The organism is Psychrobacter sp. Pi2-52 (assembly GCF_904846705.1).
Lineage (GTDB): Bacteria > Pseudomonadota > Gammaproteobacteria > Pseudomonadales > Moraxellaceae > Psychrobacter.
Window position 1 is genome coordinate 45,878 of sequence record NZ_CAJHBS010000003.1, and the last position, 13,324, is coordinate 59,201.

The 13,324-nt window shown below is 43.6% G+C and carries 12 protein-coding genes; 4 read left to right on the forward strand and 8 right to left on the reverse strand.

Features of this window, described 5'->3' with window-relative positions:
• Positions 1-74: 74 nt before the first annotated feature.
• Positions 75-2,003, reverse strand: coding sequence for a glycine betaine ABC transporter substrate-binding protein (locus JMY00_RS02555; protein ID WP_201579016.1), 1,929 nt, complete (start codon positions 2,001-2,003; stop codon positions 75-77).
• Between the two features lie 394 nt (positions 2,004-2,397).
• Positions 2,398-3,777 carry a coniferyl aldehyde dehydrogenase gene (locus JMY00_RS02560; RefSeq protein WP_240990636.1) on the reverse strand — a complete coding sequence of 460 codons (1,380 nt, stop codon included), beginning with the start codon at positions 3,775-3,777 and terminating at the stop codon, positions 2,398-2,400.
• Between the two features lie 511 nt (positions 3,778-4,288).
• Between JMY00_RS02560 and lipB the strand changes: the two genes are divergently transcribed.
• From lipB to JMY00_RS02575, 3 genes are all read left to right on the forward strand, one after another.
• On the forward strand, positions 4,289-5,128 hold the full coding sequence (gene lipB, locus JMY00_RS02565) for a lipoyl(octanoyl) transferase LipB (RefSeq protein WP_201579018.1): 840 nt from the start codon (positions 4,289-4,291) through the stop codon (positions 5,126-5,128).
• A 194-nt stretch (positions 5,129-5,322) separates the two neighbouring features.
• The gene (locus JMY00_RS02570) at positions 5,323-5,853 is read left to right on the forward strand and encodes an inorganic diphosphatase (protein WP_057759479.1); all 531 of its coding nucleotides are present in this window, start codon (positions 5,323-5,325) and stop codon (positions 5,851-5,853) included.
• Between the two features lie 157 nt (positions 5,854-6,010).
• On the forward strand, positions 6,011-6,475 hold the full coding sequence (locus JMY00_RS02575; RefSeq protein WP_101205393.1) for a hypothetical protein: 465 nt from the start codon (positions 6,011-6,013) through the stop codon (positions 6,473-6,475).
• A gap of 146 nt (positions 6,476-6,621) precedes the next feature.
• On the opposite strand, the gene JMY00_RS02580 is transcribed toward JMY00_RS02575, so the two are convergent.
• The 5 genes from JMY00_RS02580 to JMY00_RS02600 all read right to left on the reverse strand — a co-directional run bounded on the left by JMY00_RS02580 (position 6,622) and on the right by JMY00_RS02600 (position 11,490).
• A complete protein-coding gene (locus JMY00_RS02580; protein ID WP_201579019.1) occupies positions 6,622-7,437 on the reverse strand; it encodes a sulfite exporter TauE/SafE family protein in 816 nt (271 codons plus the stop codon).
• 113 nt (positions 7,438-7,550) lie between these two features.
• A complete protein-coding gene (locus tag JMY00_RS02585) occupies positions 7,551-8,066 on the reverse strand; it encodes a flavin reductase (protein ID WP_201579020.1) in 516 nt (171 codons plus the stop codon).
• A 105-nt stretch (positions 8,067-8,171) separates the two neighbouring features.
• Positions 8,172-9,200 (reverse strand): methionine synthase, encoded by a 1,029-nt coding sequence (locus JMY00_RS02590; protein WP_102090954.1) that lies wholly within the window; start codon positions 9,198-9,200, stop codon positions 8,172-8,174.
• Positions 9,201-9,254: 54 nt separating this feature from the next.
• Positions 9,255-10,292: a DUF1852 domain-containing protein gene (locus tag JMY00_RS02595; protein WP_201579021.1), complete on the reverse strand. Its 1,038-nt coding sequence runs from the start codon at positions 10,290-10,292 to the stop codon at positions 9,255-9,257.
• A gap of 310 nt (positions 10,293-10,602) precedes the next feature.
• Positions 10,603-11,490, reverse strand: a complete 888-nt coding sequence (locus JMY00_RS02600; RefSeq protein ID WP_201579022.1) for an SDR family NAD(P)-dependent oxidoreductase — start codon at positions 11,488-11,490, stop codon at positions 10,603-10,605.
• A gap of 228 nt (positions 11,491-11,718) precedes the next feature.
• On the opposite strand from JMY00_RS02600, the gene JMY00_RS02605 reads away from it, so the two are divergent.
• Positions 11,719-12,120, forward strand: a complete 402-nt coding sequence (locus tag JMY00_RS02605) for a DUF1622 domain-containing protein (protein ID WP_197707720.1) — start codon at positions 11,719-11,721, stop codon at positions 12,118-12,120.
• A 79-nt stretch (positions 12,121-12,199) separates the two neighbouring features.
• Here JMY00_RS02605 and dusB read toward each other — a convergent pair whose 3' ends face one another.
• Positions 12,200-13,231, reverse strand: coding sequence for a tRNA dihydrouridine synthase DusB (gene dusB, locus JMY00_RS02610; protein WP_201579023.1), 1,032 nt, complete (start codon positions 13,229-13,231; stop codon positions 12,200-12,202).
• Positions 13,232-13,324: the final 93 nt, after the last annotated feature.

The window sequence follows — 13,324 nt, forward strand, 5'->3', positions numbered from 1 at the left end:
CTATTCACGTGGTTTTTATCATTAGGGCTTCGGTCAATTACCATGGGTTCAATCGTATACCACTAGACAAATTTTTATCCAATCGGACGTCTGCCTGCTTCGATGGTTTTTTGACGGGTACGCTTACCTTGACCGAATGCTTGCGTGATACGGTCAATGATAATAGCAACGATAACGATGGCCGTACCTGCTTGTAGACCCTGACCGATATTGAGCGTTTGGATAGACTGCAATACATCTTCACCAAGCCCAGGAGCACCAATCATTGAAGCCAATACCACCATGGCAAGTGACATCATCACAGCCTGATTGATACCTGCCATAATACTGGGCAATGCTTGTGGCAATTTAATCCAAAGGAGCAGCTGTAGGTGGGTACTACCAAAGGAGCGTCCTGCCTCGACCATTTCATGATTAACTTGTGTAATCCCTAATGTCGTCAAACGAATCAAGGGTGGCAGCGCATAAATCACAGTCGCGAATAACGCAGGCACTTTACCAATACCAAACAGCATCAGCACTGGTATGAGATATACAAAACTCGGCATGGTCTGCATGATATCTAGTACTGGCGTCACAATCTTGCGTAGCAGTTTGCTACCTGACATAGCAATACCAATAGGAATACCAATCACCACCGTGACCAGTACCGATACGATAAGCAGCGCTAAAGTATCAATCAGTGCGCCCCATAAACCAAAAGCACCTATCAAAAACAACCCTGCACCACATGCCAGCGCAAACCAAATTTTGCGAACACCAAACCAGCCAAGCACAGTCACAAATGCAATAATCAACCAAGGAGGGATAACCGTTAATAATCGCTCAATAGGTAATAGCAGATAAGTAAGGGCCATCGTGCTAATAGTACGGAATACATCGCCATAGTTTTGGACAACATTTGCTAAAGCATTATTAAGTGGGGTCTCAAGCGACCATGAAGGAAAGCTTGAGGCGAGCGCTGACGCATTGATATTAGATGCAGTTGTACCGGTAGAGGTAGCACCCGTTGAGCTAAGACCTAACTTGGTAGCGAGATTGGTAGCGGCTTCATCGGACAGCCATGCTTGCCAAACCTCTGGGTTGTCACGCAAAAACACCATGGCTTGCTCATCGCCAGTGCGTTTACTTTCGCTCATCTCCAAGATAGCACCGTTGAGCTCATCAGAGGTAAATTGCACCTTTTCAAAGACATCTGCTAGTTCGGGATTGGATTCGACAAACGGGGTAGAAACAGCAATACCTAACGGTGATACTGGGAATCCTGACACGCAATCCATCTTACCATCAGCGAGCAGCAGATTTTGCCAACAAGCATCCTCATAAGCTGGAAACTCTAATGGCGCAAGGTCATATTTTGCCATTAGCCCAGTGGGCTGCCAGTAGTAAAATAACAGTGGCTTATGCTGCTCGAAAGCGGAGGCAATTTCGGCATCGAGAGCAGCACCTGTACCAGGGTGTACGTTGTTAAAAAGACTGTCTAGACCGGTGGTTTTTAGCAAACGTGTGTTGAAAATCTCACACGTCCAACCAGAGGGACAGTTCATAAATCGTGATCTACTAGGATCTTCAGGATCTTTAAATAGCTCAGTATATTTAGGCAAATCTTGATAGCTGCGTAGTCCAGGGTTTTCTTCCAAGACATATCTTGGGACATACCAGCCTTGAGTTGCACCGCCTTTTAGCGTATCGCCGATGATGGCCACTTTATTCTGCTCAATGGCTTTTTCCATGATTGGAGAGCGACCAACCCACTGCTCCCCGATGACCTGAATGTCATTCTGTGAGAGCGCTGTATCAAGTGCAGGCCCTGCTCCTGGTACTTCCTCTACCGTACAACCGTATCCATCTTCTACGATATGTCTGAGTACGCCGGAGGTGAACTGCCCACTCTCCCAGGTTAGCGCCCCAAATTTGATCGGTGATTCACACGCCGCTGACGCCGATACAGGCAATAGTATCGCGCTCATCCACAGTAAGCTTAATGCAATCCATTGGCGCATACTCTTTCCTATTATTATGTTATATCAGCATGAAGTCACTATAAAAACAATAGAACTAAAAAACAGCTGAACGTCGCTATATTAAGTTTACCAAGGCTAGCCATAGACCATTCAGCTACTATCTACTGTTGTTTAGACTTACTACAAAGTGTAGCGATTTATAGAAGTGATGACAAACGCTTATTTGTCGATTAGTTCAGTATATAAATTCACGATAATCTTGATAAAGCTCTTGAGATAAGTCGCTCTTAGTTCTAGAAATCCATGTTTGTAAGTTTATATTTCAGACAAAAAAATAGCACCTATCTGGATAGGTGCTATTGGTTATGGTATCGATTGAAAAAGGTCACTATGAATTTCTATAGCTACTATAAAATGTCTAACTCAAGAATTGTTATTTCAAGAACAACGCCATCGCCTTTTTAAACAGTCCACCATACGGCGGCAATAATAAATTCAGACCATTGAGCTTAGTTTGTACAAAAATCGGCTTCATATGGCTGAGGCGTTCAAAACCAGCCTTACCGTGATACGCGCCAGTACCAGAGTCACCCACACCACCAAACGGCAAGTCATGCTGAGCCACATGTATCAAAACTTCGTTGATACATAAGCCACCCGAGACCGTATTATTACGCACGTTTTCGATACTGCTGTAGTTGTCACTAAACACATATAGCGCCAATGGGCGTGGGCGTGAGTTCACAAAGTAAATGGCATCATCAAGCGTCTCATAATGCATCAGCGGCAATATCGGAGCAAAAATCTCATTTTGCATAAGGTCGCTGTCAGGCGCAGGCTCGCTGACGATGACTGGCGGCATTAGACGGGTTTCTATATTGGGTTCGGCGCCAGTTAACGCATGTACCTCGCCACCTGTTAGCGCATCTAAATAGCCTTTTACCCGTTTGAACTGCTCACCATTAATAATGCGAGAGTAATCTGGGTTTTCTTCAATACTAGGATAATGCTTGGTCATCCACTCTTTTGCGAGTTGGATGAATTGGTCATGGTATTGACGCTGAATCAAGACATAATCTGGCGCAATACACGTCTGTCCAGCATTTAGTGTCTTACCCATCATCACCCGATTGACGACAGACTCTAGATTGGCATCATCTAGTACGATCACTGGTGATTTACCACCAAGCTCAAGCGTCACTGGTGTTAGATTTGGCGCAGCAGCAGCCATGACCTTTTTGCCCACCGCAGTCGATCCGGTATATAGCAGATGGTCGAATGGTAGCTCACTAAAGGCGGCGGCAATCTCAACTTCACCGAGCACCACGCAGATCATATCTGGCGAAAAATAACGAGCAATGGCATCAGCAAACGTTTGAGCAAATTGCGGCGCGGCCTCACTCATTTTGACCATAATGCGGTTGCCCGCGGTGATTGCATCAATCATCGGGCCAATTGCTAAAAATAACGGATAATTCCAAGGCACCATGATACCGACCACACCCAATGGCTGAGGCTGGATTTCATTATGAGCTGGCATATACAGCGCTGAGATCGGTGCGCGGTGTGCTTTCATCCATTTTTTGCCGTGTTTTTTGGCGTGACTGATACCGGTAAAACTAGGAAACAACTCAGCAAACTGAGTCTCTGACTGGCTACGATAGCCAAAGTCTGCACTAATCGCCTTTGCAAAACTCTCTTGGTTGTCACTAAGCATCACTTCTAGATTGTCTAGCTGCGTCGTACGAGTGCCCCAATCGTTGATTGGTTGGGTACGGCTTAACATTTGCAAGCGTGAAAATTGCGCTTTCATTTCATCGATAGTCGTCGCCGTACTTAGGGCTTCAGGCACACGCTGCAGCGCAAAACCTGTCTCGGTCACTGGCTGCTCATGAGCGCTTTGGTTGCTATCTGTCATTTGTCTTCCTTGTCATAATCATAGTAATAGTCATAAGGTTTGTAGTCACTATACTATATTGGGTTAGAGGCTCTATCTTTCTAGTCAGGTGCACTCTTTGATAACCTACTCTGACTATAAATTTCATCAGATTCCATTCATCACACTTTAATGTAGCGCATCGACTGAGCAATGAACAGCACCTTTGGTTGACTACTGCGTCTGTACTAGCAGCACCGCTATGAACCACTTGCCACTGTTCTATACCTATTATTTCGTCATCAATTACTAGCTGTTTGCTATTAGCATTTACGCCATTTACAGACATTGCGACAGTATATATCTTTGGGCGATAGTCGCCAAAACTGCTACACTACCGATGAGCATTATTTATTTTAAACTTGATAATAATAAGACAGATACTCTCATGCAAAATGACACACAACCCCTCAATGATACGCTTGTCAGAAAATCTCTCTCAGCCGCCGATTATGTCCCTACTCTCGATGCGATGCTGGCACGCACCCTCGAACGTATCGATCTAAAAAAACAACAAGGGCTACGTACGCCTGATGAACTGTGGATTGTTGATCATAACGACGTCTACACGCTTGGACAGGCAGGCAAAGAAGAGCACATATTACAGCGTACTGATACGCCTATCATCAAGACCGATCGCGGTGGTCAGGTGACATGGCATGGTCATGGGCAGTTAGTGATCTATTGGTTGTTTGATTTGGACAGTCTTAAATGGAGTGTGCGCAATCTTGTCTCCCACGCTGAGCAAGCGATAGAAGATGTCATCAATGACTGTTTGCGTAGCTCACCATCTAATAGTGATAATATCAGTGCTCATGCGCGCCGCGATGCCCCAGGTGTCTACCTATATGCAGATACTGCTGCAACAGATGACCGCACCGCTACAGATGACAACTCTCTTGATAATAAGATTATGCTTGGCAAAATGGCCTCGCTAGGCTTTAAGATTAAGCATGGCTTTAGCTACCATGGTATTGCGATTAATTTAAATTGTGACCTATCTTCATTTAACGCCATCAATCCTTGTGGCTATGCCGGCATGCAAATGTTGCGACTGTCTGATTTTGTAGCCATGCAGACAGATTCAGAGCAAACAGAGCCAGAGGCGCAAACTGAACAGCAAATGAGCAATTTATTCAGCTATGAGACAGTCACTCAAAAACTTATTGATAACATCGCCAAGCGCCATGCTGGACTGATTGAATTGCGAGCTATCGCACCCAAGTAAGTTTTGAGCCCACTTTTGCATAATCTTTTTTTGCATAATATCTTGCACGCTTAGACTTAAGCATTAAGAGAAAATTCAGTACAAACTTGCTATAATCGCATGCAGTACAAATCGGACGCAGCAACTATCCTTGCTGTCTCCCTAGCTCAACCCCTTATTCAAACATTTAAAACAAAAGCAAATTGGAGCATTTTATGGCAGATTTTAACAAAATTTTGGACGCAGGCGACGTAGACGGCGGCATCATCAACGTAGTAGTAGAGATCCCAGCTGGTAGCAGCCATAAAATTGAGTGGAATCGCGAATTAGCAGTATTTGAGCTTGACCGTATTGACCCACAGATTTTTGCCAAACCTTGTAACTATGGTTTCATCCCACAAACACTTGACGAAGACGGCGATGAGCTTGACGTACTGCTATTGACTGAGCAGCCATTACCGACTGGTATTTTCTTAAAAGCAAAAGTTATCGGCGTGATGAAGTTTGTTGATGATGGCGAAGTAGATGACAAAATCGTTGTTGTCCCTGCTGATGACCGTGACACAGGCAATGCTTACAACAGCTTAGAAGACCTACCAAAGCAGCTGATCAACCAATTAGAGTTCCATTTCAGTCATTACAAAGACCTGAAAAAAGCTGGTACGACGGTTGTTGAATCTTGGGGTGATGTTGCAGAAGCGAAAGAAGTTATCAAAGAGTCTATCCAACGCTGGAAAGATCTATAATTATCAAATATTGGCAAAAATGCCAATAACGATAAATAAGAAAATACCGCAGTCACCATAGTGGCCGCGGTATTTTTTTGCTTGAACATTGCTTATCTAACATGGTTATAATGAGCATATAACTCATTCGCACTTATACGCCGTAATAAGGACAGTCATGTTTAACCCCGACCCTAGCGCAAAACCGGTCAATACCAAGTTGCCAAGAGACGTCATTATGATGGTCGAAAAAAACAACCTAGTAATGGCTATTAAAACTTTGGCGGCAGACGAAAACATCAGTATGGATGAAGCCAAAAGTAGAATTGATGCTTATGAGACCCAGCTGAAAGTAAAGCAACAACAGAAGCTCAACACCATCGCTAGTAAACAAGGCATTCCAAATCAAGCCATCAGCTTTGATAGAGAGCAAGAGGAAGACGAGCCTGGACCATTGGTAAAAAACCGTGTTAAAACCACCAAACAGAGTCAAGGGTTTAAAGGGCTGCAAGACGGTGTCGATAGTCAATTGAATGACTTAGGCTACAAGAAACCTCTACTACCTTATTGGCTAAAACGATTGCTCGTCATTGCTGTCTTGATGATAGGAATATTTTGGATATTGTGGCGAGTATTTGGTTAAGTGATTTAGCTAAATAAGAAACTGGCTCAACATATTCCCCATATAGCCACATACCGACTAGCTATAATTTAAGAATGTAGCTAGTCGAATAGTTCATTGGAAACCTGCCTTTGAATCCTTCCAAGTGTCAATTAATCTCAAATTACTTAGAGCAATCCTTTATATAAGAAGTAACAGCCTACGACGGTCAACAGTACTGCAAAGCATTTTTTCAGCAACTGCGGCGATAATGCGTGAGCGACTTTTGCGCCTAGCTTGGCGGTAAAGAAGCTCATAATGCTAATGCCTAAAAAAGCATAGATGTGAACAAAGCCAATCGTATTGGGCACGTCGACTTGAGCTTGCATGCCAAAGAACATAAACCCTAGCGCGCCTGCAATGGCGATCGGCAATCCACATGCGGCTGAGGTTCCAACTGCTTTTTGCATAACCACACCGTAACGTGTGAGATAAGGTACGGTTAAGCTACCACCGCCAATCCCAAAAATAGCAGAAGCGATACCGATACCCGCCCCTGCTGCTAGCTGCTTAGGCTTTGAAGGCAAGGCTATATGGACATTACCAGCGTCATTATTTGCTTTCTTTTTGCCACCCATAAACATTTTATAAGCGACCCAAAGCAAAAACACACCAACAATCAACTGCAGATATAACCCAGATATCTGTCCTGCGATCCCTGCACCTAAAAAGCACCCTATTGCTAAGCCTGGCGTCAGATTTTTAAAGACAGGCCACATGACTGCGCCTTTCTTATTGTGCGCCATGAGCGAGCTTATGGATGTAACGATGATAGTCGCTAGTGAAGTACCCAAGGCCAAGTGCATAATACTGTCAGGACTGTAACCCATTTGCGTAAAGACAATAAATAGCAGTGGTACGATAATAGTGCCACCGCCTACTCCAAATAGCCCTGCAGCAAATCCTGCTAGCGCCCCTATTATTAAAAAAGTTATTAATTCCACAGGATAGTTACTTCTTATTTAGATTTAATGAGATGATAATTATAGTTAAACGACTGCTCAATATTGAACGAGCAATAGCCCATAGGCTTAGGTGTTGGATTATAGATATTGGATTAAATAAGCTCCACTTGCCCCACTCTAGAATAGGCACGGTTAAAGTAAACCAACCCTTCATCAGTTCCGCCTTGTGGCTCAGCCTGATTGATGGCGACAACGCGACACATAAAGACGCTATGCGTACCGACTTCTTGAATTTGTTCAATCTCACAATCAAAACTGACTAAGGCATCTTCTAACACAGGAGCGCCTGTTTGTAATTGTATCCAAGAACCATATTCAAACCGTTCTTCTGAACACAGTTTAGAGGCAAAAGCATTGGACAGCTGCTCATGTTGCGCGCCTAATACATTGACACTCAAAATCTTGTTTTCCAGAAAGTAGCTATGTGACCGAGACGTTTGATTCATACAGACAAGCAAGGTCGGCGGTGTGTCTGTGACACTACATACTGCCGATGCTGTAAACCCATGTACGCCCGTTGCACCTGCTGTGGTCACCACATTGACCGCAGTCGTTAGCAAAGACATGGCATCTCTAAAGTCGGTCGCGTCAATCCTATCTTTAATCATTGCTTCAATCCTGAGAAACGTTAAAAAATAACGTTAAAAAATTGTGCTTCAATTTTAGTTTTGCAAGGGAAATTCTCTAAATAGAATTTCCTAAATAGCTAAACTCTAAGCAGTTAGTTCTTGACGAACGATTTGAGCACCAGCGCTTAGTGCTGCGAGCTTACCACGTGCGACTTGGCGAGACAAAGGTGCCATGCCGCAGTTGGTCGCAGGATACAGCTTATCGGCATCAACAAATTGTAGCGCTTTGCGTAGCGTATCGGCCACCTCTTCTGGTGTCTCAATAGTGTTGGTTGCCACATCAATGGCACCGACCATCACTTTTTTACCACGAATCAATTCAATCAGATCCATAGGTACACGTGAGTTTTGACACTCCAGTGAGATGATATCGATTTTCGACTGTTGCAGTTTAGGGAACGCTTTTTCATATTCGCGCCACTCTGAGCCCAGTGTCTTTTTCCAATCGGTATTGGCTTTGATGCCATAGCCGTAGCAAATATGGACAGCTGTCTCACATTTCAGGCCTTCAATGGCGCGCTCTAAAGTCGCAATACCCCAGTCGTTTACATCATCAAAGAACACATTAAATGCAGGCTCATCAAACTGGATAATATCGACGCCAGCCGCTTCTAATTCTTTCGCTTCCTGGTTCAGGATTTTAGCAAATTCCCAAGCCAATTTTTCACGGCTTTTATAATGACCGTCATATAACGTATCAATCATCGTCATCGGCCCTGGCAACGCCCATTTGATTGGCTGATCGGTTTGCTGACGTAAAAACTTGGCATCATCAACGAATACGGACTTTGGGCGGCTCACCGCACCAACGACTGATGGCACGCTCGCATCGTAGCGATTACGGATTTTGACCGTTTCACGCTTCTCAAAGTCGACACCATCAAGGTGTTCGATGAACGTAGTCACAAAATGCTGACGGGTCTGCTCGCCATCACTCACAATATCAATCCCTGCATGCTGCTGCTCTTGCAATGATACGCGTAGTGCATCTTGCTTGGCTTCAAGCAACTGCTCGCCCTCTAACGCCCAAGGTGACCAAATTTTCTCTGGTTCTGCTAGCCAAGAAGGTTTTGGTAAGCTGCCAGCGGTAGACGTCGGTAATAGTAGTTTCATACGATTTATCTTCTAATTAATTTATTTTTTATTATGTTGATGAGTGATGCTCAGTTAAGCGGCTTGCTTCCTAGCCGTTTCTTTATCAGCAGCTTCTTTTTGAGCAGTATCGCCTGTTACATCATAGCTTGCAGCCCATTCCTCAAGGATTGTTTGATACGGCTTGATAAAGTGTGTTTCAGTAAATCTGCCTTGGGTCACTGCCATCTGACTGCGTTCAGCACGGTCATAGACCACTTGAGTCAACGAATAATCTTGGTAATTCAGGCTAGGTTGATACACTTGACCAGCGCTTGAGTTGGCATTGTAAATCTCAGGACGGTAAATCTTCTGAAAGGTCTCCATAGTACTGATTGCACTAATCAGCTCAAGATCGGTGTAATCACCGAGCAAGTCCCCTGCAAAATAAAATGCTAGCGGTGCAGCGCTACCCTCAGGCTTAAAATAACGTACCGTTAAGCCCATTTTATGAAAATAGTCGTCGGTCAACGAGTATTCATCTTGCTTGTATTCAATGCCCAATACAGGGTGCTGATTGACAGTACGGTAGTAAGTCTTGCTGGTTGACACGCTCAGGCAAATCACAGGTTTTTTGTGAAAATGAGCGTTGTAAGCCTCTGAATTCAGTAAGTACTGAAACAATTTGCCGTGCAACTCACCAAAATTATCTGGCGTTATGGAGGCTAGTTTTTTGTCGCGATGCTCTGGTAACACAATACTAAAATCATAATCACGCACATAAGAGGAGAAACTGTTGCCAACCATACCGTCGATACGCTTGTTTTCTTTGTGATCCACAATCGTTGTTTTTAGCGTTTCGATAATAGGAAAGGTCTGACCATTGCCTTTAACATCCAGATCGACAGAAATGATATCAACTTCAACAGAATAACGATCTGCTGTCAGATTGTCCCAATGCGCCAATGCATTGAATCGATTATTAATCATGGTTAACGTTTTGCGTAAGTTCTCTTGGCGGTGCTCGCCGCGTGCCAAATTTGCAAAATTAGTTGTCAAACGCGTGCTATCTGCAGGCTGATAGTTTTCGTCAAAACGAATGTGCTTAATTGAACAATTGAATTCTTTACTCATGGTGATCCGCTACCTTATTTATCTGAGATAAAACCAAATCTGTGTATGAGGTGAATCATACCGAAATCTAAACATGAATAAAAACGATACAATTTAAACATAAGATGAATTTCATTCATCTTACTGAAAATTAGATATATAAAGGAAATTTAACAGAGGAAGTTTTGAGTATTTATTTATCGCATAATTGAGCCTTTAACATACTGGTGGCGAAGAAGGCTTTTATACTGCTTAAGAGTATTTGAGGCATTAAAAAAGGACACCGCAGCGTCCTTTTTTATTCTAAATCAAGGCTCATATACAGCCTATTCTAATGATGCTCACCAGGCAGTATTCTGGCAAAGGCACGCTGAGCAAGGTTTGGTTTCTTATCAGTAGTCAGTCCAGCGCGGGTGCTTGGAAAAATACGATAACCCATCGATTGAATACCAACGTTGATTGCTGGTGCTAGTGAATAAGTGGCTGATGCAAACTTACCCATGTTGCTGGCAATACTGTTTGGTTTATGAACGATGGCTTTTGCGACCATCATCGCCGCTTCATCAGGCATTAATGCAGGCATGTAGCGGTACAACTTAGTAGGCTCAATCATCGGGGTACGCACCAATGGCATAAAAATATTGGTAATCGTCACATTATCGCCCTTCACTTCAGCAGCTAAGCAGCGGCTAAAGGCATCCAATGCCGATTTTGAGGCGACATAAGCGGCAAAACGCGGACTGTTTGCCAATACGCCAATAGAGGAGATATTCACAATTTGACCAGTCTGACGTTCAATCATCCTCGGCAAGAAGCTAAGAATTATTTTGACGGCGCCAAAATAATTGATATCCATAGTACGCTCAAAATCATGGAAACGATCAATAGACTCGTGAACCGAACGCCGAATTGAACGACCAGCGTTATTGACCAAGACATCAACATGTCCGAAATCTGCCAAAATTTGCGTGCTAACTTTTTCGATATCATCCATATTGGTCAAATCACAAGGGTAATAACTGGCATTGCCACCAAGCTCCTCGATACTTTCTTTAACGGCTTTTAGTTTGTCTTCGGTACGTGCTAATAAGATAACATGCGCACCGCATTCACTAAGTAAATATGCTGTACGCTCGCCGATACCACTTGAAGCGCCTGTGATGATAATATTCTTGCCTTTGACGGCTTTGGTGATTGCTTTTTTCGAGAGATTGGCCATAAAAAGTCCTTTTCGTTTATTCTATAGTTATTGGCATTCGGTTATAGCATAGCAAAAAAATGTCGTAGGGAGTGAACAAAACCATAGTGGGCGTTAGCTAACGGAACTTTTACAAATTTCGTCGTCAACATAAATATTTATAAATACATTTTTAGCTTGTTGTTAATTACTAAGTACTAAGTGTTAAGTGCTATGCTTTTTTCTAATCCATTACGAGGAGTACCTGCTTTGATAGACACACTAACTCACTATATCGACTTAATTGCCAAAATGATCGAAGTCATTGGCGTCCTCATTATGTTTTTTGGACTATTTCTTGCTTTATATAGAGCTTTTCGAGCGTCTGGTCATTTTAATAATGATACTTATGTAGAGATCAGACAGACCGTAGGCAAGTCTATATTGTTGGGGTTAGAGGTACTAATCGCCGCTGATATCGTGGCTACTGTCGTCACCGAGCCATCGCTACGCAGCGTACTGGTGCTAGGTTTTATCGTACTGATTCGAACCTTTTTAAGCTTATCATTACAGGTTGAACTAGAAGGTCGATTCCCTTGGCAAAATAGAAAACCTGCGCCTGATAAACCGTCTGATACTGATAATCATACTGTGCCAATTGATAAAGCATAGCTGTTGGATAAAAATGCCATCAAAAAGCGATGCATAGACATGATTAGCACTGGTTTATAAAACAAAATTTAAACGATTACTACTCGTGCGCCTGTAAAAAAGTCTCGACCACTTTGAATTGCCCAGCGGTACTTTCTTCACCATACATCGCCTGTCTAAAGGCGTTAGAATTTGGAATGCCTGTCGTATACCATGCAATATGTTTGCGAGCGATACGGCAGCCTGAGTACTCCCCGTAGAAATCATAAAGCTCTTGCAAATGGGCCAGTACGATCTCTTTTATTTCACTAACGCTCGGTGCCTCTAGACGCTCGCCAGTACGCAAGAAATGCTCAATATCGCGAAATATCCATGGTTGCCCTTGTGCAGCACGCCCAATCATCACTGCATCACAGCCTGTCATCTCATAGACGTGTTGGGCTTTTTGCGCGCTGTCGATATCGCCATTGGCAATGACAGGAATACTAATACTTTCTTTAACTTCGCGTATTAGCTCATAGCGTGCATTGCCTGTATACATGTCTTCACGCGTACGTCCATGAATAGCAATTGCTGCAATGCCTGCCTGCTCAGCACGCTTAGCGACTCGTAAGATGTTTTCACGACCGTTTTCGAAACCCAGACGTGTCTTTAGCGTGACAGGCGCATCCACGGCATTGACCGTTGCATCTAACAGTCGCGCGACCAAATCCTCGTCTTGCAACAATGCAGAGCCTGCCAGCTTACGGCAAACTTTTTTGGCCGGACAGCCCATATTGATATCGATAATCTGTGCACCATTATCAATTTGATAACGGGCGGCTTCAGCCAGTTTATCCGGCTCAGCTCCTGCTATCTGCGCCGAGATAGGCGCAATCTCATTGTCAAAATTGGCACGGTACAAGGATTTTTTGCGCGCATAAAGTGCCGTATCAGCGATGATCATTTCACTGACCGCATGACCTGCGCCAAATGATTTGCACAATCGACGAAAGGGGTTGTCCGTTACGCCTGCCATCGGTGCGACCATCAAACGGTTTTCAATCGTCAGGCCACCGATATTTAATGGCTGTAATAGAGGATGATCAGACAAAGTCGAAGAAGAAGGTAAAACAGGAGAATCAATAGGCATAAAAAAACGGCTTGATTTGTAAGGAAAACAAGCCGTTATTCTAAGGATTCCTGCGTTTATTGCAAGCGATTAACGTGAATAGCTTGCATAAGC

What these genes read in the sequence shown, in the direction of transcription:
- JMY00_RS02555 (WP_201579016.1), bottom strand. Translation starts at nt 2,003, where the DNA reads ATGCGCCAATGGATTGCATTAAGCTTACTGTGGATGAGCGCGATACTA.
- JMY00_RS02560 (WP_240990636.1), bottom strand. Translation starts at nt 3,777, where the DNA reads ATGAAAGCGCAATTTTCACGCTTGCAAATGTTAAGCCGTACCCAACCA.
- lipB (WP_201579018.1), top strand. Translation starts at nt 4,289, where the DNA reads ATGCAAAATGACACACAACCCCTCAATGATACGCTTGTCAGAAAATCT.
- JMY00_RS02570 (WP_057759479.1), top strand. Translation starts at nt 5,323, where the DNA reads ATGGCAGATTTTAACAAAATTTTGGACGCAGGCGACGTAGACGGCGGC.
- JMY00_RS02575 (WP_101205393.1), top strand. Translation starts at nt 6,011, where the DNA reads ATGTTTAACCCCGACCCTAGCGCAAAACCGGTCAATACCAAGTTGCCA.
- JMY00_RS02585 (WP_201579020.1), bottom strand. Translation starts at nt 8,066, where the DNA reads ATGATTAAAGATAGGATTGACGCGACCGACTTTAGAGATGCCATGTCT.
- JMY00_RS02590 (WP_102090954.1), bottom strand. Translation starts at nt 9,200, where the DNA reads ATGAAACTACTATTACCGACGTCTACCGCTGGCAGCTTACCAAAACCT.
- JMY00_RS02595 (WP_201579021.1), bottom strand. Translation starts at nt 10,292, where the DNA reads ATGAGTAAAGAATTCAATTGTTCAATTAAGCACATTCGTTTTGACGAA.
- JMY00_RS02600 (WP_201579022.1), bottom strand. Translation starts at nt 11,490, where the DNA reads ATGGCCAATCTCTCGAAAAAAGCAATCACCAAAGCCGTCAAAGGCAAG.
- dusB (WP_201579023.1), bottom strand. Translation starts at nt 13,231, where the DNA reads ATGCCTATTGATTCTCCTGTTTTACCTTCTTCTTCGACTTTGTCTGAT.